This window comes from Streptomyces sp. NPDC005878 (genome assembly GCF_040629815.1).
Classification (GTDB): domain Bacteria; phylum Actinomycetota; class Actinomycetes; order Streptomycetales; family Streptomycetaceae; genus Streptomyces.
Window position 1 is genome coordinate 12726 of record NZ_JBEXWK010000050.1, and the last position, 20490, is coordinate 33215.

Annotated in this window: 18 protein-coding genes; 9 read left to right on the plus strand and 9 right to left on the minus strand. The window is 71.8% G+C overall.

The annotated features are described in order from the left end of the window. The first annotated feature begins 441 nt into the window (after nucleotides 1–441). From ABZ404_RS38500 to ABZ404_RS38520, 5 genes are all read left to right on the plus strand, one after another. On the plus strand, nucleotides 442–1020 hold the full coding sequence (locus tag ABZ404_RS38500; protein WP_358832505.1) for a hypothetical protein: 579 nt from the start codon (nucleotides 442–444) through the stop codon (nucleotides 1018–1020). Between the two features lie 14 nt (nucleotides 1021–1034). After that, the gene (locus ABZ404_RS38505) at nucleotides 1035–1214 is read left to right on the plus strand and encodes a hypothetical protein (RefSeq protein ID WP_358832506.1); all 180 of its coding nucleotides are present in this window, start codon (nucleotides 1035–1037) and stop codon (nucleotides 1212–1214) included. 147 nt (nucleotides 1215–1361) lie between these two features. Further along, nucleotides 1362–1946 (plus strand): BlaI/MecI/CopY family transcriptional regulator, encoded by a 585-nt coding sequence (locus ABZ404_RS38510; RefSeq protein ID WP_358832507.1) that lies wholly within the window; start codon nucleotides 1362–1364, stop codon nucleotides 1944–1946. A 9-nt stretch (nucleotides 1947–1955) separates the two neighbouring features. After that, complete coding sequence (locus tag ABZ404_RS38515) at nucleotides 1956–2477, plus strand: amino-acid N-acetyltransferase (RefSeq protein WP_358832508.1); 522 nt, start codon at nucleotides 1956–1958, stop codon at nucleotides 2475–2477. Between the two features lie 154 nt (nucleotides 2478–2631). Beyond that, complete coding sequence (locus tag ABZ404_RS38520) at nucleotides 2632–2967, plus strand: Lsr2 family protein (RefSeq protein ID WP_358832509.1); 336 nt, start codon at nucleotides 2632–2634, stop codon at nucleotides 2965–2967. Here the strand turns inward: ABZ404_RS38520 and ABZ404_RS38525 are convergent. Beyond that, nucleotides 2946–3647 (minus strand): SCO3374 family protein, encoded by a 702-nt coding sequence (locus tag ABZ404_RS38525; RefSeq protein ID WP_358832510.1) that lies wholly within the window; start codon nucleotides 3645–3647, stop codon nucleotides 2946–2948. The genes ABZ404_RS38520 and ABZ404_RS38525 overlap by 22 nt on opposite strands. A 449-nt stretch (nucleotides 3648–4096) precedes the next feature. Between ABZ404_RS38525 and ABZ404_RS38530 the strand changes: the two genes are divergently transcribed. Then, nucleotides 4097–6622 carry an ATP-dependent Clp protease ATP-binding subunit gene (locus ABZ404_RS38530; RefSeq protein WP_358832511.1) on the plus strand — a complete coding sequence of 842 codons (2526 nt, stop codon included), beginning with the start codon at nucleotides 4097–4099 and terminating at the stop codon, nucleotides 6620–6622. A 112-nt stretch (nucleotides 6623–6734) separates the two neighbouring features. Here the strand turns inward: ABZ404_RS38530 and ABZ404_RS38535 are convergent, their stop codons facing one another. Continuing rightward, the gene (locus ABZ404_RS38535) at nucleotides 6735–9926 is read right to left on the minus strand and encodes an NACHT domain-containing protein (protein WP_358832512.1); all 3192 of its coding nucleotides are present in this window, start codon (nucleotides 9924–9926) and stop codon (nucleotides 6735–6737) included. A 299-nt stretch (nucleotides 9927–10225) separates the two neighbouring features. On the opposite strand from ABZ404_RS38535, the gene ABZ404_RS38540 reads away from it, so the two are divergent. Next, the gene (locus ABZ404_RS38540; RefSeq protein WP_358832513.1) at nucleotides 10226–10876 is read left to right on the plus strand and encodes a M23 family metallopeptidase; all 651 of its coding nucleotides are present in this window, start codon (nucleotides 10226–10228) and stop codon (nucleotides 10874–10876) included. Here ABZ404_RS38540 and ABZ404_RS38545 read toward each other — a convergent pair. Further along, nucleotides 10866–11438: a helix-turn-helix domain-containing protein gene (locus tag ABZ404_RS38545; RefSeq protein ID WP_358832514.1), complete on the minus strand. Its 573-nt coding sequence runs from the start codon at nucleotides 11436–11438 to the stop codon at nucleotides 10866–10868. The genes ABZ404_RS38540 and ABZ404_RS38545 overlap by 11 nt on opposite strands. Before the next feature lie 107 nt (nucleotides 11439–11545). Here ABZ404_RS38545 and ABZ404_RS38550 point away from each other — a divergent pair, with 107 nt between their 5' ends. Next, complete coding sequence (locus tag ABZ404_RS38550) at nucleotides 11546–13123, plus strand: MDR family MFS transporter (protein ID WP_358832515.1); 1578 nt, start codon at nucleotides 11546–11548, stop codon at nucleotides 13121–13123. A 655-nt stretch (nucleotides 13124–13778) separates the two neighbouring features. Here the strand turns inward: ABZ404_RS38550 and cseC are convergent. The 6 genes from cseC to ABZ404_RS38580 all read right to left on the minus strand — a co-directional run bounded on the left by cseC (nucleotide 13779) and on the right by ABZ404_RS38580 (nucleotide 19199). Continuing rightward, a complete protein-coding gene (gene cseC, locus ABZ404_RS38555) occupies nucleotides 13779–15101 on the minus strand; it encodes a two-component system sensor histidine kinase CseC (protein ID WP_358832516.1) in 1323 nt (440 codons plus the stop codon). Between the two features lie 23 nt (nucleotides 15102–15124). After that, the gene (gene cseB, locus ABZ404_RS38560; RefSeq protein WP_358832517.1) at nucleotides 15125–15829 is read right to left on the minus strand and encodes a two-component system response regulator CseB; all 705 of its coding nucleotides are present in this window, start codon (nucleotides 15827–15829) and stop codon (nucleotides 15125–15127) included. Nucleotides 15830–16002: 173 nt separating this feature from the next. Then, on the minus strand, nucleotides 16003–16602 hold the full coding sequence (locus ABZ404_RS38565) for a hypothetical protein (RefSeq protein WP_358832518.1): 600 nt from the start codon (nucleotides 16600–16602) through the stop codon (nucleotides 16003–16005). A gap of 41 nt (nucleotides 16603–16643) precedes the next feature. Further along, nucleotides 16644–17252: a SigE family RNA polymerase sigma factor gene (locus ABZ404_RS38570; RefSeq protein WP_358832519.1), complete on the minus strand. Its 609-nt coding sequence runs from the start codon at nucleotides 17250–17252 to the stop codon at nucleotides 16644–16646. A 368-nt stretch (nucleotides 17253–17620) separates the two neighbouring features. Next, a complete protein-coding gene (locus ABZ404_RS38575) occupies nucleotides 17621–18523 on the minus strand; it encodes an A/G-specific adenine glycosylase (protein WP_358832524.1) in 903 nt (300 codons plus the stop codon). A gap of 61 nt (nucleotides 18524–18584) precedes the next feature. Beyond that, nucleotides 18585–19199 (minus strand): phosphatase PAP2 family protein, encoded by a 615-nt coding sequence (locus ABZ404_RS38580; RefSeq protein ID WP_358832520.1) that lies wholly within the window; start codon nucleotides 19197–19199, stop codon nucleotides 18585–18587. A 112-nt stretch (nucleotides 19200–19311) separates the two neighbouring features. Between ABZ404_RS38580 and ABZ404_RS38585 the strand changes: the two genes are divergently transcribed. Next, the gene (locus ABZ404_RS38585) at nucleotides 19312–20178 is read left to right on the plus strand and encodes a hypothetical protein (RefSeq protein ID WP_358832521.1); all 867 of its coding nucleotides are present in this window, start codon (nucleotides 19312–19314) and stop codon (nucleotides 20176–20178) included. Nucleotides 20179–20490: the final 312 nt, after the last annotated feature.

Consider the following 20490-nt stretch of genomic DNA (forward strand, 5'->3'; position numbering starts at 1 on the left):
CGCGGGGAACGGCGCGAGCAACCGTCCACCGGCCGGCAGCCGAAATCCGGGCCTTGAAGGGGCGCGGGGAACTGCGCGAGCAACCGTCCACCGGCCCGCAGTCGAAATCCGGGCCCTGAAGGGGCGCGGGGAACTGCGCGAGCAACCGTCCACCGGCCGGTAGCCGAAGTCCGGGCCTTGAAGGGGCGCGGGGAACTGCGCGACCAGCCACCCACCGGCCCGCGGACGAAATCCCCGCCTTCGAGGGGCGCGGGGAACTGCGCAGCCCGCCCCCACCCCACCCCACCCGCAGGGAACCCCCCCCGGCCGCCCGCCCGAGGGCTTTCGGGAAGGGGTGGGGTGGGGAAAAGGCAACTCGCCCACAAACCCCCGTTAAACGGATTTTGTCCCTTTCCGAAGTATTGTCGGTTCATGCCCACGCCTTACGGATCCCGCGGCGGAATGGCGTTCAGCGCAGACGAGCTGCGTGTGCTCCGACGCGCCCTCGCCGTCGCCCTCCACCCTGCCCCCCTAGCGGACGCGGACGTCCTGGACTGCCTGCGGCTGGCCGGCTCCGTGGACGAGGCCGTATGCGAGGCGAACCGGCTGCGCGCCTTTCTGCTGGCCGATCTCGCCCGCTACCGCACCGCCCTGCCCGGCTCCGCCCCCGGCTATCTGGAGCTGCTCCAGGACGCCCTGGCGGCCGGCTACGACCCCACGCCGGACGACCTCGCCGCCCTGCGCGCGCTGCGCTCCCTGCCGGTGGCGGCGGCGTTGCTCGAACGGTGCCGGCGGCTCGCCGAGCACTCCGTACGGGCGCGGCTCGCCGCCGTCACCCCCGGACCCCGCACCCGGCTCCTCGCCCTGCCGGGCGGCCGCGCCGCCGAGCCGGACCCGAAGTCGCGGCCCGCCCCCGCGTCGGAGCCCGCACGGCCGCAGCCCAAGGCTCCGCGCCCGGACCGGCCCATCCCCACGCCCGGTGAGGTGTTCCCGCCACGCCGCAAGCCGCTGCCCCCGCCCGCCGCCCGCGCCGCCGGGTAGCTACCCTGGACGCCATGGACTACGTTTCCGCGCTCGTTCCCCCCGTGGTGATGGCCGTCTTCTTCATCGGGCTCATCGTGACGATCGTCAAGAGCCAGGGCGGCCCCAACAAGGGCAAGGAGGACGCGGCCGTGGACGCCGCGATCGCCCGCGCCGAGGCCGCCCGCCAGCGCCCGACCACCGGCCAGGTCTGACGGCGCCCCAGGCGGCCACCCCCGGCGACCTACGGCGCGCTTCACGCGTCAAGGGCGCGCGACCCCCTATCGGGGGCGCGCGCCCTTTTTGCTGTTCACCACCGTAAATAACCAGCCATTCGTGACATCTCCCACTATGGTGCAGATGTGCCTCGCCAATTGGGAGAGCTGGAAGACGCCGTCATGACGCGCGTCTGGCAGTGGAACCGTCCGGTGACCGTCCGGGAAGTCCTGGAAGACCTTCAGCAGGAACGGTCCATCGCGTACACGACCGTGATGACCGTAATGGACAATCTCCATCAGAAGGGCTGGGTGCGCCGCGAAGTCGACGGCCGTGCCTATCGATATACCGCGGTCTCCACCCGGGCCGCCTACGCGGCCGCACTGATGAACGAAGCGTGGTCGCAGAGCGACAACCCCGCCGCCGCACTGGTCGCCTTCTTCGGCATGATGTCGCCCGAGCAGCGCGAGTCGCTGCGTGATGCTGTTCGGATGGTCGGACCGCCCGAGGAGTACCCGGATCCCGCCGATCCCGCCGAACCGCCCGCGCCCCGGGAAGAGCACCCGGAAGGCGGACGCGAAGAGGCACCGGAAGACGGCCGCGAAGGCCCGCCGGAAGGCCGCCGCCAAGACCGCCGGGAAGGCGGCCGCGAAGACCGCCCGGAACAGGGTCCGCGAGAGGGCCCGCAAGCCGCGGAACCCGATGGGGCCGCGGGCGGCGCGGGGCGATAGCGTCCGGTCATGTCTTATGCCCCCGCAAATGCCGTGACCGTCCGCCGGGCCAGGACCAGCGATGTCGCGGCGGTCCGCCGCCTTCTCGACGCGTACGTGGGCGCGGGCATCCTGCTCGACAAAGCGACCGTGACGCTTTACGAGGACATCCAGGAGTTCTGGGTCGCGGAACGCGACTCGGATGCCCGGGTGGTCGGCTGCGGCGCGCTGCACGTGATGTGGGAAGACCTGGCCGAAGTGCGCACTCTCGCGGTCGACCGCGAGTTCAAGGGCGGCGGAGTCGGGCATCTGGTACTCGACAAGCTGCTCCAGACCGCCCGCTGGCTCGGGGTCCGCCGGGTTTTCTGCCTCACCTTCGAAGTGGAGTTCTTCGCGAAGCACGGCTTCACCGAGATCGGGGAGACTCCGGTCGACACAGATGTCTACAGCGAGCTGTTGCGCTCGTATGACGAGGGTGTCGCCGAGTTCCTCGGTCTCGAACGAGTGAAGCCGAACACCTTGGGCAACAGCCGGATGCTTCTGCACCTGTGATCGCGGGAACCCGGTGGAAGCCGGGAGAACCCTATGTCCGAATCGCGCACGTTTCCCGCTGTGCAAGCCCCCTGAACCTCTGCCGGGGGTTTGTGTTTTCCAGGCAAAAGCGGTTTCCTTTCCGCGTACTGCATTTTCGATGAAAGGAAATCCGGTGGCACAGAAGGTTCAGGTCCTTCTTGTCGATGACCTCGACGGCGGCGAGGCGGACGAGACCGTGACGTTCGCTCTCGACGGCAAGACCTACGAGATCGACCTCACCACCGCCAACGCGGACAAGCTCCGGGGTCTGCTCGACCCGTACACCAAGAGCGGACGGCGCACCGGTGGCCGTGCCGCCGGCGGCCGGGGCAAGGCCCGCGGTGCCGCTCCCGCGGGTCAGGACACCGCCCAGATCCGCAAGTGGGCCAAGGAGCAGGGCTACAACGTGAACGACCGCGGACGCGTCCCGGCCGACATTCGCGAGGCCTACGAGAAGGCGAACGGCTGAGTTCCCGCGTCACCCGATGTTCCCGCGTCACCCGGCCACTTCGCCTCGGCCCGGTACGGGGCGGGTGCGGAGCCGGTCACGGCGTGCGCGGGGAACAGGCGGGCCCGGTGGCATGCCGTCGCCGCCGCGTCCACCAGCCGGACGAGGTCGGGGGTGTCCGCACCGCCCCCGCCGCCCCTCGGTCCGGCGAGTCCGGCGAACGCCGGAAGGGTCGCTTCGACCTCGCACCCCGGCTCGGGAGGCCGCAGCCACACGGCGGTCTCCCGCGAGCCGTCCCGGGCGGCCGGCACGCTCCGGCCGGGCGGTGGGGGAGCGGTGATCCGGCCGCCGGCGCCGACGGCCGACAGGTCGAGGCCGACTCCGCCCCACTCCAGCCAGTCGAGCAGCCCCGGCAGTTCCTCGGCGCTGCCCGCGGCCACCAGGAACCGCATCCGCCGCCCCGCCAGGGCGACCGGGCCGGTCCGTGCGAACCGCGCCAGCAGGGCGGCACCCGCGGCCGCGGGGACGTCCAGCACGTCGAAGCGCAGCCCCGTCAGGAGCCGCACCGGCGGTCCCGCCACGACGGCCCAGCCGAGCTCACGCTCGTACCACTGTGCGGCCGGGAGCCCCAGGGGGGCGCGCGGCGGGGGCACCTGCCCGGTCGGGGCCGAGAGCTCGGGGGAGGGCACGGTGAGGGCCATGACCGGAGAACTCCCGAAACGGCCCAGAGTTACGCACGGTTTCCGGATGAATGCGTTCCGTAGGCGTCACGGGGGCGCGCGGAGGCATTCGGCGGCGCAACTGTGTTCGCCCGTAGCTGAGGGAACCGGGGCGCGCCGCATGGACTGTCAGTCCCTACGGGTAAGACATTCCTAGTGGGGAGGGGCGTGGAGCCCGCAGGGCCGTCTCGCGTTCGCCATCGGCGTAGTGGAGACATGGGTATCTGCTTGGCCTGCGGGAACATCGTCTCGCACCATCGAGTTGGAGCAGTTGTCGGCTGTTCGGCAGCAACTTTCCCCGCCTGGGCGGGGGTGATCGGGTCGGATGTCGGCAGTTGGAATGAGCTGTCCCGTCCCACGGGACTAGCATGCGGAAGGACAGGGAGGGGACCGACCCCTAACTGCCCGACCGCTCTGAGGAGCGATTAACGATGTTCGAGAGGTTCACCGACCGCGCGCGGCGGGTTGTCGTCCTGGCTCAGGAAGAAGCCCGGATGCTCAACCACAACTACATCGGCACCGAGCACATTCTCCTGGGCCTGATCCACGAGGGTGAGGGTGTCGCCGCTAAGGCCCTGGAGAGCCTCGGGATTTCTCTTGAGGCGGTCCGTCAGCAGGTGGAGGAGATCATCGGTCAGGGCCAGCAGGCCCCGTCCGGGCACATCCCCTTCACCCCGCGTGCCAAGAAGGTCCTGGAGCTGTCGCTCCGCGAGGCCCTCCAGCTCGGCCACAACTACATCGGCACCGAGCACATCCTGCTCGGCCTGATCCGCGAGGGCGAGGGCGTCGCCGCCCAGGTCCTCGTGAAGCTGGGCGCCGATCTCAACCGGGTGCGGCAGCAGGTCATCCAGCTGCTCTCCGGCTACCAGGGCAAGGAAGCCGCCACCGCGGGCGGCCCGGCCGAGGGCACGCCTTCGACCTCCCTCGTCCTCGACCAGTTCGGCCGGAACCTCACCCAGGCCGCTCGTGAGTCCAAGCTCGACCCGGTCATCGGGCGCGAGAAGGAGATCGAGCGGGTCATGCAGGTGCTGTCCCGCCGTACCAAGAACAACCCGGTGCTCATCGGCGAGCCCGGCGTCGGCAAGACCGCCGTCGTCGAGGGCCTGGCGCAGGCCATCGTCAAGGGCGAGGTGCCCGAGACCCTCAAGGACAAGCACCTCTACACCCTGGACCTGGGCGCGCTGGTCGCCGGCTCGCGCTACCGCGGTGACTTCGAGGAGCGCCTGAAGAAGGTCCTCAAGGAGATCCGCACCCGCGGCGACATCATCCTGTTCATCGACGAGCTCCACACCCTCGTGGGTGCGGGCGCCGCCGAGGGTGCCATCGACGCCGCGTCGATCCTGAAGCCGATGCTGGCCCGCGGTGAGCTCCAGACCATCGGTGCCACCACGCTCGACGAGTACCGCAAGCACCTGGAGAAGGACGCCGCCCTCGAGCGCCGCTTCCAGCCCATCCAGGTCGCCGAGCCGTCGCTGCCGCACACCATCGAGATCCTCAAGGGTCTGCGCGACCGGTACGAGGCGCACCACCGCGTGTCCATCACGGACGAGGCGCTGGTCCAGGCCGCCACCCTGGCCGACCGGTACATCTCGGACCGCTTCCTGCCGGACAAGGCGATCGACCTGATCGACGAGGCCGGTTCCCGGATGCGCATCCGCCGGATGACCGCGCCGCCGGACCTCCGCGAGTTCGACGAGAAGATCGCGGGCGTGCGCCGCGACAAGGAGTCGGCCATCGACTCCCAGGACTTCGAGAAGGCGGCCTCTCTCCGCGACAAGGAGAAGCAGCTGCTCGCCGCGAAGGCCAAGCGCGAGAAGGAGTGGAAGGCCGGCGACATGGACGTCGTCGCCGAGGTCGACGGCGAGCTCATCGCCGAGGTCCTCGCGACCGCGACCGGCATTCCCGTCTTCAAGCTGACGGAGGAGGAGTCCTCCCGTCTGCTGCGCATGGAGGACGAGCTGCACAAGCGCGTCATCGGCCAGAAGGACGCCATCAAGGCGCTCTCCCAGGCGATCCGGCGCACCCGTGCGGGTCTGAAGGACCCCAAGCGCCCCGGTGGCTCGTTCATCTTCGCCGGTCCGTCCGGTGTCGGTAAGACCGAGCTCTCCAAGACGCTCGCCGAATTCCTCTTCGGCGACGAGGACGCGCTGATCTCCCTCGACATGTCGGAGTTCAGCGAGAAGCACACGGTCTCGCGTCTCTTCGGCTCCCCGCCCGGATACGTGGGTTACGAAGAGGGCGGCCAGCTGACCGAGAAGGTCCGCCGCAAGCCGTTCTCCGTCGTCCTCTTCGACGAGGTCGAAAAGGCCCACCCGGACATCTTCAATTCCCTGCTCCAGATCCTGGAAGACGGTCGTCTGACCGACTCCCAGGGCCGGGTCGTCGACTTCAAGAACACGGTCATCATCATGACCACGAACCTCGGCACCCGGGACATCTCCAAGGGCTTCAACCTGGGCTTCGCCGCCCAGGGCGATGTGAAGACCGGCTACGAGCGGATGAAGGCCAAGGTCAACGAGGAGCTGAAGCAGCACTTCCGCCCCGAGTTCCTCAACCGTGTCGACGACACGGTGGTCTTCCACCAGCTCACCGAGGAAGACATCATCCAGATCGTCGACCTCATGGTCGCCAAGGTGGACGAGCGTCTGAAGGACCGCGACATGGGCATCGAGCTCAGCGCGGACGCCAAGTCCCTCCTGGCGAAGAAGGGCTACGACCCGATCATGGGCGCCCGGCCGCTGCGCCGGACGATCCAGCGCGAGATCGAGGACATCCTCTCCGAGAAGATCCTCTTCGGAGAGCTGCGCCCCGGTCACATCGTGGTCGTCGACACCGAGGGCGAGGGCGAGGCGAAGAGCTTCACCTTCCGCGGCGAGGAGAAGTCGGCACTGCCCGACGTCCCGCCGATCGAGCAGGCGGCCGGCGGCGCCGGTCCGAACCTGAGCAAGGAGGCGTAGCCTCCAGGGGCTCGTCCCGAGGGGCTGCCCCGGCTGTACGGACGCGATGTCGTCCGTACGGGCCGGGGCAGCCCCTTTTTCGCGGGTGCGGCCGCCTTGACGGGTGCGGTCCTCACCGCACCACCACCACCTCGCCGGCGGCCACGTCCACGCCCCTGGGCAGCCGGTCCGCTCCCCTCACCCGCTGGCCGGAGCGGACCCGGACCTGGAGCAGGGTCGGCGGGGCGTCGAGCAGGCTCACGTCGTACTCCTGCTGGTACGCCCACAGGTTCAGGACGTGCAGGCGCGGAAAGAGCCGCGCGAGCCCGGTGAGCGCGGTGGGCGGCACGGGGTCGCTCAGATAGAGCTGGAACACGGACGGCACGGCGAGCCCCGCGGGCGCGGCCGACAGCGACGTGCCCGTCACCTGGAGGCTGCGCAAGCGCGGGACGCGGGCCACCTCCGCCCACTCCTCGGCGTCCTCCGGGCTGCTCCACGGCCCGAGGTAGAGCTCGCTCAGCCGGGGTGCGGCGTCGGCCAGGCCCCGCAGGCTTTCCGCGGCCACCGCGCTGACCTCCAGGGACTCCAACGGAGCCGCCGTCGGCAGCACGGCCGGTGACCAGCTCACGCGGTCGCCCGCCAGGCCCAGCGAGCGGAGGTGGCGCAGCGAGGCGAGCGGGCTCAGGTCGGCGTTGCCCGTCCCGCTCAGCGACAGCTCCGTGAGCGGCCGGCCGCGCAGGTCCGAAAGGTCGGTCAGGCGAGGGCACTCGGCCACGCTCAGATCAGTGAGCGGGTGCGGACCCGCCAGGAACGACAGGTCCGCGAGGGACGGGTTGTGGTTCAGCCGCACCCGTGTGAGCGAGGCCTCGGCCGCGTACGCGCGCAGGGCCCCGGCGGAGACGTCGCCGCGCGTCTCCAGCTGCGGCCGGGTGCCTAGGGTGCGCAGGGCGTCCAACTGCTCGTCGGAGGTGACCGTGAAGAGCAGGTCCTCGGGGTCGGTCCCGGCGATGACCTCGTCGGCGTACTGCCGTGTGTCGAACCGCCCCCAGGACCAGACGAGCTGGGCCCTCACCCGTCGCGCGGGGTGGCGGCCGAAGCGGGCCAGGAACCCGATCGCGCGCTCCGACTCCACGTGCGAGGCGGCGACGACCACCAGCTCGGCCGTGTACTTGTCCAGCCCCTCGGGGCCGGGCAGCAGGTCGAGGATCATCGGTCCGGCCGAGGCGAGCGCCCGGGCGGCCACCAGGTCGCGTGGCGGGATGAGCGCGGCCGTACGCGCCTCGACCTCGGCCCGCACCCCGGCGGCGAGCTCGGCCGCGTGCTCCAGGCAGGTCGCCGCGAGCAGATGCACCCGGGTGCGCGCGGCCGGGTGGGGGTGGGTGTCGCCGTACGCCAGCAGCTCCTCGAACAGCTCCACGCGCTCGCGCGGGCGCGCGTGGGCGACGGCCATGCGGATGACGTCCTGCCACTGGTCGTCGGCGGAGTGGGCGACGAGCAGCCCCAGGTCGCCGGCCTCCACGGCGGCCCGGGCGCCCAGGTAGTCCTGGAAGGTGCGGTGGATGAAGTCGACGGTGCCGGGGGCCGGTTCGCGCAGCAGGCCGGAGCGGTGCAGGAAGTGCTCGAAGACGGCCCGCGCGTCGCCGAGTTCGGCCAGCTCCGGTACGGAGGGAAGCAGATCGGCGATGACCGTCTCGGCGCGGGCGCGGTCCATCTCGGTGCGGCCGTTGCGGATCAGCCAGTACGCGAGCTGCTGGAGCAGTTGGACCTGCGGCTCCTGGCGGCGCTCGGGCATCCGCATGTCGCGCTCGCGGTCGCGGCGGATGAGCAGCATGGAGAGCGCCGCGTCGTAGAGGTCCTTGCGGCCGTACGGCAGGAAGCCGCGCCGGTCGCGGTGGAGGGCGCAGATCAGGCCGCACATCAGCGGGTTGGTGGCCAGACGAGCCAGGTCCGGCTTGGTGCGCACGGCCTGGAGGAGCTGGCTCTCGTACGCGGCGAGCTCGCCCTCGTCGTCGGCCCCGGCCCGGGCCGCCGCGTGCCAGCGCCGCACGAACGCGGCCACGTCCGCCGGGCTCATCGGGCAGAGCGTGAGCTCGGTGAAGCCCTCCTCGCCGAGCCAGTCCTCGCCGACCGCCGAGGGGCGCGAGGTGACCAGCCAGCGGTTGCCGGGATAGGTCTCGATCAGCTCGCTCAGCCACGCGCGCGTGGCGGCCCGCTCGGCGTCCGGGATCTCGTCGATCCCGTCGACCAGGAGCAGACCGCGCCCGTCCCCCAGGACCCTGGCCTCCCAGCCGGGCGGCTGCTCACCGGCCAGCGGCGAGCCGACGGCGGCCAGGAAGTCCCTGGGCGCGGGGAGCCGTGCGCCGTGGCGGGTGAGGGTGCGCAGCGGCAGGACGTAGGGGACGCGGTCGTAGAGGTACGCGGTGGCGTGGTCGAGGTCGTCGCGGGCGGCGGACAGGGCGAGCCACTGGACGAGGGTGGTCTTGCCGGAGCCCGCCTCGCCGCGCAGCAGGACGCGCTCGTGGTCGGCGAGGACGCGGTCGGCGGGCCGGGGGGCGAAGTCCTCCCCGCCGCCCGGCACGGGCGGGTGCCCCTCGTACGTACGCCACGGCCCGGCGGCGCGGCCGACGGCCTCCAACCGCAGGTACGCGGTGTCCAGCGGCCAGGTGCGGGGCGAGTTGGCGAGGTCGATGCCGTAGATGGTCAGCCTGCCGTGCTTCCTGGCCAGATGGGCGAGGTAGCGCTCCTCGAAGCCGGCGTCGTGCGCGTCCGCGCGCGGGGTGCGGGCGATCAGCTCGTCCACGCGCGCGATGAGCTCGCTCTGCCGCCGGGTCTGCTCGACGAGGGTGGCGGGGACGAAGGTGGAGCGCTGGGTGAAGAAGTTCAGGATGTGCAGGCAGCTGGTGTCGAGCAGACGCTCGTAGAAGTGGGTGGCGTCGGCGGAGAGGTGGCGCTCGGGGTGGTCGCCCGCGCGGCGCAGCTCCCGCGCGAGCTCCCGGTGGCCCAGGGCGACGGCCTCGGCGTCGCTGAGGGTGAGCTCGCCGAGCGCGTACAGGGTCCGGGCGAGCGCGTCGGCCACGGCCCGCTCCTCGTCGGGCGGGACGGGCCGTTCGCCGGTCCGCAGGGCGGCCCTGACCAGCTTGGCGGCGAGGGTGCGCAGTTCCGCCTGGCCGAGCGTGCGCCGCTCGCCCCGGAAGGAGACGTACGCGGAGATCCGGACCGGGCGGTCGGCGAGCGCGGCACCGGCCGGCTCGGCGGCGAACAGACGGCGGATCAGCGGGGCGACGGCGGCGGAGGCGACCTTGGCGGTGAGCAGTCCGGGTTCCACGACGCGCCAGCGTAGCCGCGTACACGGGACCTTGGTCCCGAAAGGGTAGGACTTACGTCCCGCCGACAGGCGCTCCCCGGTGACAAGCCGCACAGGCCCCCGGGCCGCTACTACGGCCGATAGCAGGCGATGCTCCATGCCCCGGCCGCATTCCCGCGCTGATCCATACGGCATTCGTTAGTAGATGGGCGTTTTGAGCTGGAACGGGGGTTCGGGTTACCAAGGGATGCAGCCCGGCGCGCCGCTCGTGTGCCGGGCCTGTTCCTGCCCCCAGTCGTCTCTCCGGAGGATGTCCCCGCATGTCCCAGCGCCCCGCTTCCCGCACCCCCCGCCCGACCGCCCTGCGCCTGTGCGCCGCCGCCGTGGGCGCGGGCCTGGGAGTGACGGCCCTGCTGGGCGCCGGGACGGCCGTCGCCGCCGACAGGGCGGGGGCCCCGGCGAGGACCGGCGCCGCCGCGTCCGTCGCCGCGCAGGCCGACGCGCTGGCCAAGGCGGCCACGCGGGCCGAGCGGGCGGCGGCGAAGAAGGCCGCCGCGTGGGTGGACCCGGTGGACGCGTACAAGCTCAGCGCCACCTTCGGCACCGGCGGCTCGATGTGGGCGCACAAGCACTCCGGCCAGGACTTCGCCGTGCCGGTGGGCACCCCGGTCAAGGCCGTGCACGCGGGCACCGTGGTCAAGGCGGGCCCCAACGGCGGCGGCGACGGCCCGGCGTACGGCAACGCCGTCGTGGTCCGGCACGCCGACCACACGTACTCGCAGTACGCGCACCTGTCGCGGATCAACGTCCGTATCGGGCAGACGATCTCCACCGACCAGCGGATCGCGCTCTCCGGCAACACCGGCAACACCAGCGGCCCGCACCTGCACTTCGAGATCCGTACGACGCCGAACTACGGCTCGGCCGTGAACCCGGTCGCCTTCCTGCGCACGGCGGGCGTCAAGGTCTGACGGACCCGCCCCCGCCGTGGGCCTGCGTCACCAGATCGATGGCGACTTCGAGGACGGCCTTGCGCTTCTCCTCGGGGTCGCCTTCGAGGTCCTTGAGGGCGTGCATGCCCACGTGCATGGAGAAGAGCGCGGTGAAGCAGCGGATCTGGTCGGGGAGCGGGGCGCCCGGGTCCTTGAGCAGCTCGACCATCGCAAGGACCCGGTCCTTGAAGTTCTCCCCGATGGACAGCTCGCGGACGGTGGCCTGGTTCTCCTGCATGAAGCGGAAGAGCGGGGCGGCGCCGGTCAGGGCGTCGCTGTAGCGCCGGAGAATCTCGATCTTCGATTCCAAGGTCTGCGGCTGCGTCCGCCCCCATTCCAGCAGCTCGTCCATCGGCCTGGTGAGATCCTGAAAGAGACTCCCCAGGATGTCTTCCTTGGTTTTGAAGTGGTAGTACAGAGCCGCCTTGGTGACGTCCAGCCGCTCCGCGATCTCACGCAGCGAGGTCTTCTCGTACCCCTGCTCGCCGAAGAGCTCCAGGGCCACATCCTGGATGCGCTGGCGGGTGTTGCCTCTGGCCATCGAGCTCTCCTGAAAACTTACTTGACGCCCGGCTAGTAGGGGGTCTACTTTCCCCAGTGTAGTAACTAGCCGGGCGGCAAGTAAGTGTGGGGCAGGGAGTGGGAGACATGGCACAACAGATTCAGCCGGAGGCCGCCGGGGCCGCGGCTCCAGGGACGGGACCCAAGCAGCGCAGCGTCCGCGTGGTCCTGCTGGCCCTGATGATCGCGATGCTCCTCGCGATGCTGGACAACATGATCGTCGGCACCGCGATGCCCACCATCGTCGGTGACCTGGGCGGAATGGCGCATCTGTCCTGGGTGGTCACCGCCTACACCCTCGCCACCGCGGCCTCGACGCCCATCTGGGGCAAGCTCGGCGACATGTACGGGCGCAAGGGCGCCTTCCTCAGCTCCATAGTCGTCTTCCTCGTCGGCTCCGCGCTCAGCGGCATGGCCCAGGGGATGGGCCAGCTGATCGGCTTCCGGGCGATCCAGGGCCTCGGCGCCGGCGGTCTGATCGTCGGGGTCATGGCGATCATCGGTGAGCTGATACCGCCGCGGGAGCGGGGCAAGTACCAGGGCATGATGGCCGGGGTCATGGGCATCGCCATGATCGGCGGCCCGCTGGTCGGCGGCTCCATCACCGACCACCTCGGCTGGCGCTGGTCCTTCTACATCAACCTGCCGCTCGGCGCGGTCGCCCTCGCGATGGTCACCGCCGTCCTCCACCTCCCCAAGAAGAAGTCCAAGCCGAAGATCGACTACCTCGGTACGGTGCTGCTGACCGTCGGCATCACCGCGATCGTGCTGGTCACCACCTGGGGCGGGACGGAGTACGCCTGGGGCTCGGCCCGGATCATGGAGCTGATCGCGCTCGGCGTGGCGTCCCTGGTCGGCTTCTTCTTCGTCGAGACGAAGGCGGCCGAGCCGATCGTGCCGCTGCACATCTTCCGCAGCCGCAACTTCTCGCTGATGGCGACGATCGCCTTCATCACCGGCTTCGTGATGTTCGGCGCGGTCCTCTTCCTCCCGCTCTACCAGCAGTCGGTGCAGGGCGCGTCCGCGACCAACTCGGGTCTGCTGCTGCTCCCGATGCTGATGTCGATGACGGTCGTCTCGCTCTTCGCGGGCCGCGTCACCACGTCGACGGGCCGCTACAAGGCGTTCCCGATCGTCGGCAGCATCCTGATGGTGACGGGCCTCTACCTCCTGTCCACCATGGACACCGGCACCACCCGCCTCACCTCCGGCCTCTACATGGCGGTGCTCGGCGCGGGCATGGGCTGCCTGCTCCAGATCACCATGCTGGTGGCGCAGAACAGCGTCGAGATGAAGGACATCGGCGTCGGCTCCTCGACGAGCACGCTGGCCCGTACGCTCGGGTCCTCCTTCGGCGTGGCCATCATGGGCGCGCTCTTCAACAGCCGGGTCCAGGACGAGATGTCGGCGCGCGGCGGGGCCGGGGTCACCCAGCGGTCCGCCCAGCTCGACGCGGCGAGCCTGGCGAAGCTGCCGGCGTCGCTGCGGGAGGCGTACCAGCACGCGGTGTCCTCCGGGACGCACGGGGCGTTCGTCCTCGGCGCGGTCGTGGCGCTCGGGGCGGTGGTGGCTTCGCTGTTCGTGAAGGAGGTGCCGTTGCGGGGGGCGGGGCCCGGGGCGGGGGCTTCCGCTCCCGCCGCGGCACCGGTGCACGAGCCGGTCTGACCCGCACGTCCCCTTCGGCCCCCGGAGCACGTTCTCCGGGGGCCGTCGTGCTGCCCGGGGCGGGTTCCCCCACCCCGCCCCTTCCCTAAACCCTCCGGGGGCGGGAGACGGCCGAACGAACGCTTCCGGGGCTACGCCCCCGGCCCCCTCGCGGGGCCTGCGGCCCCTGCACCCCGCTCCCGGGCTGCGCCCTGGGCCCATGTCCCTCCCGGGGGTGCGGTGTTCGTCTGCCGCCGTGGAGGGCTGGTCGCGCAGTTCCCCGCGCCCCTTAAGGCACCTGCGGCTTGGGCCGTCCGCTTCACTCGGCTCAGGGTCGCTGCCACGGTCGTGGGTGGGGGCGTGGAGGGGTGTCCCCGCAAGGAGGAGCGCATGAGTGGGTGTCGGCCGCGTGGAGGCCGCGCGCGCGACGAGAGAGGAGATACCCCTCCACGACCCCACCCACCCCACCACCGGACGTGCGCCACCCCCACCGAAGCGCCACCTGCGCCGCAGGCACCCCACCCACCGGCCGGGTACCAGCCCACCTGGCCGGACCAGACCGGGCCGGACTCCACCCCCACCCAGCCAGGTATCAGCCCACCGGGCCGGGTCGGGTACCAGCTCTCCGGGCCGGCCGCGGCCGGAGTTCACCTCACCCCGCCAAGCCGGCCGCCCCCTACCCCTGCGGCGGCAACACCGGAAAGCTCCCCGTCCCCGTGGGGGCGTGTTCCGGGAGCCACAGGACCGCGATCGCACCCCCTGCCGGGCCCGGACCGGCCCCACCCCTCGCCCCCTCCGGTGCCGCGTTCCGAAACGTCAGCCGAGCCCCCAGCACCCGCGCCTGGCCCGCCGCGATCGTCAGGCCCAGGCCGTGCCCGTGCCCCGCCCGGTCGCTGCTGCCCGTACGGAAGCGGCTCGGGCCCTCCCGCAGCAGGGCTTCCGGGAACCCGGGCCCGTGGTCGCGGACCCGTACCACCCGGCCCTCCACCGTGACCTCCACCGGCCCCCGCCCGTGCTTCGCCGCGTTCCCCAGCAGGTTCCCCAGGATCCGCTCCAGCCGCCGGGGATCGGTGTTCACCCACGACTCGTGCACCACCCGGACCGTCACATCGGGATCCAGCAGCGCGACCCGCCGGCTCACGAACTCGCCCAGCGCGATCTCCTGGAGCTCCGCCCGCTCCGACGCGCTGTCCAGCCGCGCCACCTCCAGCACGTCCTCCACGAGCGTCCGCATCGCCTGGGCCCGGTTGCGTACGAGCTCGGTCGGCCGCCCGGGCGGCAGCAGCTCGGCGGCCGTCAGCAGCCCCGTCACCGGCGTACGCAGCTCGTGCGCGATGTCCGCGGTGACCCGCCGCTCCGCCTCCAGCCGCTCCTGGAGGGCGTCGGTGAGCGCGTCCACCGCCCGCGCCAGCTCGTCGGTCTCGTCCCGGACGACCCCGCCGATGGCGTCCCGTACGCGTACGTCCGTATGCCCCTCGGCCACCTTCGTCGCCGCCGCCGCGGCCTTCCGCAGCCGCCGCGAGATCTGCCCGCCGATCAGGATGCCGAGCGCGCACCCCCCGAACACCACCGCCACCGACCCGATCACCAGCGCCCGGTCGAGGTCGGAGATGACGTTGGAGCTGCGGTCGGTGAACGTGCTGTGCAGCGACAGGACGTCGCCGTTGCCGACCGGCACGGCCGCCCAGATGTCCGGCACCCCGCTCTTCGGCTCCTGCACGGACGTGGCCTTGCGCCCCCGGTCCGTCTTGGCCTTGAGGTCGGCGGGCAGCGCCGGGTCGTTGAGCTTGGCGCCGAACCGGGTCTGCTTGCTCGTCTCGTAGATGCGCTGCGCGAACAGCACCCGGTCGAGCTGGAGGTCGCGCGCGTTGTCGAGCATCGAGACCCGCGCCGCGTTGTGCACGACGAGGCTGAGCGCCATCACGGTCAGCGCCCCGACGGCGGTGATGGCGATACTGATCTTCCAGCGGACACCGGTCCGCAGAGCGGGCCGCCTCACTCGCCCCTCACGCCTTCTGCCCCTCACGCCTTCAGTTTGTAGCCGAAGCCACGCACGGTCTCGATCCGGTCCTGACCGATCTTCGTGCGCAGCCGCTGCACGTGGACGTCCACGACCCGGGTGTCCCCGCCCCACCCGTAGTCCCACACCCGCTCAAGGAGCTTGTCGCGGGAGAGCACGGTACCGGGCGCCGAGGAGAACTCCAGGAGCAGCCGCATCTCGGTCGGGGTCAGGGCGACGGTCTCACCGCCCTTGCGGACCTCCATGCCCTCGGTGTCGACCTCCAGGTCGCCGAAGGCGAGGACCCCGCCGTCGACGGCCCCGTCCGGCTCGGCCGCGCCCGCGCCGGAGCCGCCCGCGTGCCCGAAGCGCCGCAGCACGGCACGGATGCGGGCGACGAGCACGGCCCCGTCGAACGGCTTGGTCACGTAGTCGTCGGCGCCGGCCTCCAGGCCGAGCACCACGTCGATGGAGTCCGCGCGCGCGGACAGCATGATCACCGGAACGGTCGACTCGTCGCGGATGCGGCGGCACAGGCTCACCCCGTCCAGCCCCGGCAGCATCACGTCCAGCAGCGCGATGTCGGGCTGGTCGGCGCGGAAGGCCTCCAGGCCGGAGAGCCCGTCGGGCATGGCGGTCACGGTGAAGCCGTCGCGCTCCAGCGCGAGCTGGGTGGCTTCACGGATGACGTCGTCGTCCTCGACGAACAGGACATGGGTCTCGGCCATCGTGCTGCTCTCAGTTCCTCGACTTGCGCTTGCGCCGGTGCGGGTGCCTCGGGGCGCGGACGGTCAAACCCGACGGATACGAACCGTCGACCCCCGACGGATACGGACTGATACGGACGGATACGGATCGGTCAACCCCAACGGATCAACCCAACCACACCGGACCGCCCGACTCAGGGCGAGGCCGGCACCGGCGCCTCGGTCCCCTCGTCGTTGCCGACGGCCTTGCTGAAGTCGTTCTCCACCTGGTCGTGCTTGGCGAACTTCGTGCCCGCCCAGCGGTACGTCGTCACGATCTCACTGGAGGCGAAGGCCGGCTTGTCGCCCTTGGCGTACATCTGCCGGGTCACCACCAGATCACCCCGGTCGATCTCCGCGTAGACGGGCGCCTCCTCCGAGGTGAAGACATTGTCGTACGAGGACCCCTCCTCGCGGTACACATAGGAGCCAAGACCCACCGCGTCCCCGCAGGTCATCACGTTGACGACGACGTCCTGCCCGACGGCGCCCGTGACGTGCCCGTAGGAGACGTCGATCGGGTACTCGTCCTTCACGCAGGGTTTCAGATCGGCCTTCACGCGCTCGCTGACCTTGGGGTCCGCCTTGAGCAGCCGTACGGCGTTGATCTTCTTGAAGGGCGCCTCGGGCGTGGCCTTCGGCGTCGGGGTGGCGTGGCTGACCTTGTCGGTGCGCGCCTCGCCCTCGTCGCGCGTGCCCGTGCCCCCCGTGGAGCAGCCCGCCGTGAGCAGGCCGAAGGCGGCGAGCCCGGCCATCGCCGTGGTTCCCGCCGCCAGTACGCCCCCTCTGCCTGTGCCTAGGCCGCGCACCGCTCCCGCCCCTTTTCGTCGCGTCCGTTGCGACCGACCCGGCGGTCGGCCTGCCGGCCCACCCGGCCGACACGTCCATCAGCGTTGCCCAGAGCGTGGAAGTCAAGCTCGCGGCTCTCCAGCTCCTGCCGGAGCCGGGCCAGCGCCCGGTGCAGCGTGCTCTTGACGGTACCCGCCGACATTCCGAGGGCCGCGGCGGTCTCCTCCGTGCTCATCTGCTCCCAGTGTCGCAGCACCACGACACTGCGCTGCTTGGGCGCCAGGACTTTGAGTACGTCCATGAGGAGGGCGCGGTCGGCGCGCTGCTCGGAGCCGTCCTCGATGCGCGCGTCCGGCAGCTGCTCGGTGGGCACCTCTTCCAGCTTGCGGGCGCGCCACCACTCGGTCCGCGTGTTGATCATCACGCGGCGCAGGTACGCGTCGGCGAGCGCCTTGTCGGCGATGCCGTCCCAGCGGCCGTAGGTGCGGGCCAGGGCGGTCTGGAGCAGGTCCTGTGCGTCGACCGGGTCCGGAACGAGCCGCCGGGCGCTGCGCAGCAGGGCCTCCTGCCGGGTGCGTACGTACTCTTCGAACTCGAGCACCTCGCCGTGCGCCATACCCAACCGCCTCCGTCCCCGTGACTTTCCCTGCTGGTCCCGCTTACCCGACTGAACCTACGGAGCCGTTGTCACGGGCCTGTGCGGAGCAGCCGTCGGGGGGCGCACGGTGAGCCATCGGTTGTGTAACAACGAAGGTTTGGCCGGTGTTTTCGCGGGGTAAGCGCGTGTTCCCGCGGTGACGGAGAGCGATCCCGCGCCGGGTCCTCGCCGGTCAACAGGCCCTGGCTGACCTGGAGTTCCGCTGTCGTGACACTCCGTCGGGAACGGGGCCGGCGTTTGTCGCGAAGCCCGTGACGGAAGACCGTTACAGAAGCCCGTGACGCGGGCCCGGACAGTTCAGGTCAGGTCAGGTCAGGTCAGTCACGTCAGGTCAGCGGCAGCCGGTACACGCCGTCCGCGAGCGGCTCCACGAGCCCGTCCGCGACCAGCCCGTCCAGCGCGCGGGCCCGCTGCACCGGTTCGTGCCACACTGCGTCCAGCGCCGCCTGCGGTACCGGATCCATCGCCTCGCGCAGCACGGCCAGCAGCTTGCCGCGCACCTGGCGGTCTGTCCCGGCGTACGTCTGGCCGCGGCGCGGCGGGCCGTCGTGCGCGGGCTTGCCGGCCAGGCGCCAGGCGCAGCTCGCGGCGATCGGGCAGCGCCCGCAGTCCTCGTTGCGGGCCGTGCACACCAGCGCGCCCAGCTCCATCGAGGCGGCCGCCCAGCGGGCCGCGCGCGCCTCGTCGTCGGGCAGCAGCGCGCGGGCCAGGCGCCGCTCCGCGGCGGTGGTGGCGGTCGGCGGGTACTGCACGCCCGTGACGGCCCGCGCGAAGACCCGGCGGACGTTGGTGTCCAGGACCGGGTGGCGCTGCCCGTACGCGAAGGAGGCGACCGCGGCGGCCGTGTACTCGCCGATGCCGGGCAGCGCCAGCAGCTGCCCGTGGTCGCGCGGCACGTCACCGCCGTGCCGTTCCGTTATCGCCACCGCGGCCCCGTGCAGGCGCAGCGCGCGGCGCGGGTAGCCCAGGCGGCCCCAGGCGCGGACGGCCTCGCCCGGGGCGTCGGCGGCCAGGTCGGCGGGGCGCGGCCAGCGGGCCAGCCACTGCTCGTACACCGGCAGGACCCGGCTCACGGGCGTCTGCTGGAGCATGAACTCGCTGACCATCACCCCCCAGGCACCGGCCTCGGGGCGGCGCCAGGGCAGGTCGCGCGCGTGCTGGTCGAACCACCCGAGAACGGGGGTGTGGAGAGCGTCGGGGGAGACCGTGTCGGGGTCGGTCGTCGGCATCGTCGTCATGGCACCCCCGATCCTGGCACGGAACGGGGGTGCGGCGGGTACGGCGGGCCGCTCAGCGGCGGGCGTGCAGCGGCGCGCCCGGTCCGGACAGCCACAGGGCGGCGCCGTTGCCGCTCGCCCGCATCGACTCGACGAGGGAGCGCACCGGGCGCGTACCGGCCTTGGCGAAGACGACCGCGACGGCCGTGCCGAGCAGCAGGCCGACCGCCACGTCGTGCGGGTAGTGCACGCCGACGTACACCCGCGAGAAGGCCATCGCCAGCGCCATCGGCACCGTCAGCGCCCAGATGCGCGGCCAGGCCAGCGCGAGGGCGACGGCCGCGCCGCCCGCGATGGTGGCGTGGTTGGACGGGAAGGACCAGTCACCGTTGACCGGACAGGTGATGAGGGAGGTGGCGGCGCCCTTGACCGCGCGGCAGGGGCGCTCCTCGACCACCAGCGTCTTGATCACCTCACTGGAGATGTACGCGACGGCGGTCGCCAGCGGGGCGAGCAGCGCCAGCGCCATCGCCGTCGGGTCCGCCCGGCGCGCCCGCCACCAGCAGGCGACGAAGAGCACGCCGAACAGGACCAGTCCCACCTCCGTCCAGAGCTCGACGAAGTGCTGCATCCACGAGGGCGTGTCGTGGGCGAAGTCGGTGATGTCGCGGTAGAGATCGCTATCCATGGTGACGGACAGTATGGAACATCGCCTTCCGGGATGATGATCCGGAAAAGTTGCGGGCGCCGAGCGGCGGGTGGGGCGGGAGTTGGGGCGGAACTCTCGTAGAGTTTCGCTCGTGGGATCTCTGCGCAATCCGGTCGGGCCGCTTCCCTCCTCCATCTACTGGCGACGGAGGGCAGTCGCGCTGTCCCTGCTCGCGCTGCTCGCGGTGGTGATCCTATGGGCCGTCAGTTCTGGTGGCGGGGGCGGCGGCAAGGGCGGCGGCAACGACAAGGGCGCCCACCCGGCCCCCTCGATCACGCCGGGGCCCGGCAGCTCGGGCCCGGCGATCAGTACGGCGCCGGGCGGCCGCGACGAGACCCCGGGCGCCTCGTCCTCGGGCTCCTCCGGTGCTTCCTCCTCCGGTGCTTCCTCCTCCGGCGGTACGGCGGGTTCGTCGGCCGACGGGGGCGGCGGCAACGGGGGCGTGGACGGCGGGAGTTCGGGCTCGGGGGGCGGCGCGGGCGCCGTGGGCGGCGGCTCCTCGGGCGGCGGCGGTGGTGGCGGCGGTACGGCGCGCCAGGTGCCCGCCGGGTCCTCGCTGCCGGTCTGCGCGCCGGGCCAGCTGAAGCTGACGGTCCACAGCCTGAAGAACACCTACGCGCCCGGGGAGAAGCCGCAGGTCGTCATCTCCGTCGAGAACACGGCCGACTCCACCTGCAAGGCGGACCTCGGCCCCAAGGGGGCGGTCCTGGTGGTGACGGACTCGGGCGACGACAAGGTGTGGGCGTCGGACGACTGCGTGAACGGAGCGGCGAGCGAGCTGTTCCAGGTGCCGGGCAAGGCGACGGTGACGCGGGTGGTGGCGTGGGACCGGTCGCGCAGCGCGGCGCGGTGCGCGACGCCGGCGCCGGGCGCGCCCGCCCCCGGCACGTACCTGTTCGAGGTCCAGGCGACGGGCCTCCCGGTGGCCCGGGCCCCGTTCTCCCTGGCGAAGGACTGAGCTCAGGCGCGGAGGGACTGCGCCCCTGCGCCCCCACTCCACGGCCTCCACCGGCAGACCGTGCCGAGCCAGCCGCTCACCGTCTCCACCTGCGGACCGTGGAGGGCCGCTCGCGCAGTTCCCCGCGCCCCTGAGTGTCGCGGGGCTGCGCTCCTGCGCCCCTCTTCGTCTGCGGACCGTAGAGGCTTGCTCGCGCAGTTCCCCGCGCCCCTGGGCACGGGCTGGTCACCGAGGCCGACCCCACCGCCCCCACCAGCCCCTACGGCGCCTCCAAGCTCGCCGTCGACCACATGATCAGCGGGGAGGCCGCCG

What these genes read in the sequence shown, in the direction of transcription:
- ABZ404_RS38500 (WP_358832505.1), top strand. Translation starts at nt 442, where the DNA reads ATGGCGTTCAGCGCAGACGAGCTGCGTGTGCTCCGACGCGCCCTCGCC.
- ABZ404_RS38505 (WP_358832506.1), top strand. Translation starts at nt 1,035, where the DNA reads ATGGACTACGTTTCCGCGCTCGTTCCCCCCGTGGTGATGGCCGTCTTC.
- ABZ404_RS38515 (WP_358832508.1), top strand. Translation starts at nt 1,956, where the DNA reads ATGTCTTATGCCCCCGCAAATGCCGTGACCGTCCGCCGGGCCAGGACC.
- ABZ404_RS38525 (WP_358832510.1), bottom strand. Translation starts at nt 3,647, where the DNA reads ATGGCCCTCACCGTGCCCTCCCCCGAGCTCTCGGCCCCGACCGGGCAG.
- ABZ404_RS38530 (WP_358832511.1), top strand. Translation starts at nt 4,097, where the DNA reads ATGTTCGAGAGGTTCACCGACCGCGCGCGGCGGGTTGTCGTCCTGGCT.
- ABZ404_RS38540 (WP_358832513.1), top strand. Translation starts at nt 10,226, where the DNA reads ATGTCCCAGCGCCCCGCTTCCCGCACCCCCCGCCCGACCGCCCTGCGC.
- ABZ404_RS38545 (WP_358832514.1), bottom strand. Translation starts at nt 11,438, where the DNA reads ATGGCCAGAGGCAACACCCGCCAGCGCATCCAGGATGTGGCCCTGGAG.
- ABZ404_RS38550 (WP_358832515.1), top strand. Translation starts at nt 11,546, where the DNA reads ATGGCACAACAGATTCAGCCGGAGGCCGCCGGGGCCGCGGCTCCAGGG.
- cseB (WP_358832517.1), bottom strand. Translation starts at nt 15,829, where the DNA reads ATGGCCGAGACCCATGTCCTGTTCGTCGAGGACGACGACGTCATCCGT.
- ABZ404_RS38565 (WP_358832518.1), bottom strand. Translation starts at nt 16,602, where the DNA reads ATGGCCGGGCTCGCCGCCTTCGGCCTGCTCACGGCGGGCTGCTCCACG.
- ABZ404_RS38570 (WP_358832519.1), bottom strand. Translation starts at nt 17,252, where the DNA reads ATGGCGCACGGCGAGGTGCTCGAGTTCGAAGAGTACGTACGCACCCGG.
- ABZ404_RS38575 (WP_358832524.1), bottom strand. Translation starts at nt 18,523, where the DNA reads ATGCCGACGACCGACCCCGACACGGTCTCCCCCGACGCTCTCCACACC.
- ABZ404_RS38580 (WP_358832520.1), bottom strand. Translation starts at nt 19,199, where the DNA reads ATGGATAGCGATCTCTACCGCGACATCACCGACTTCGCCCACGACACG.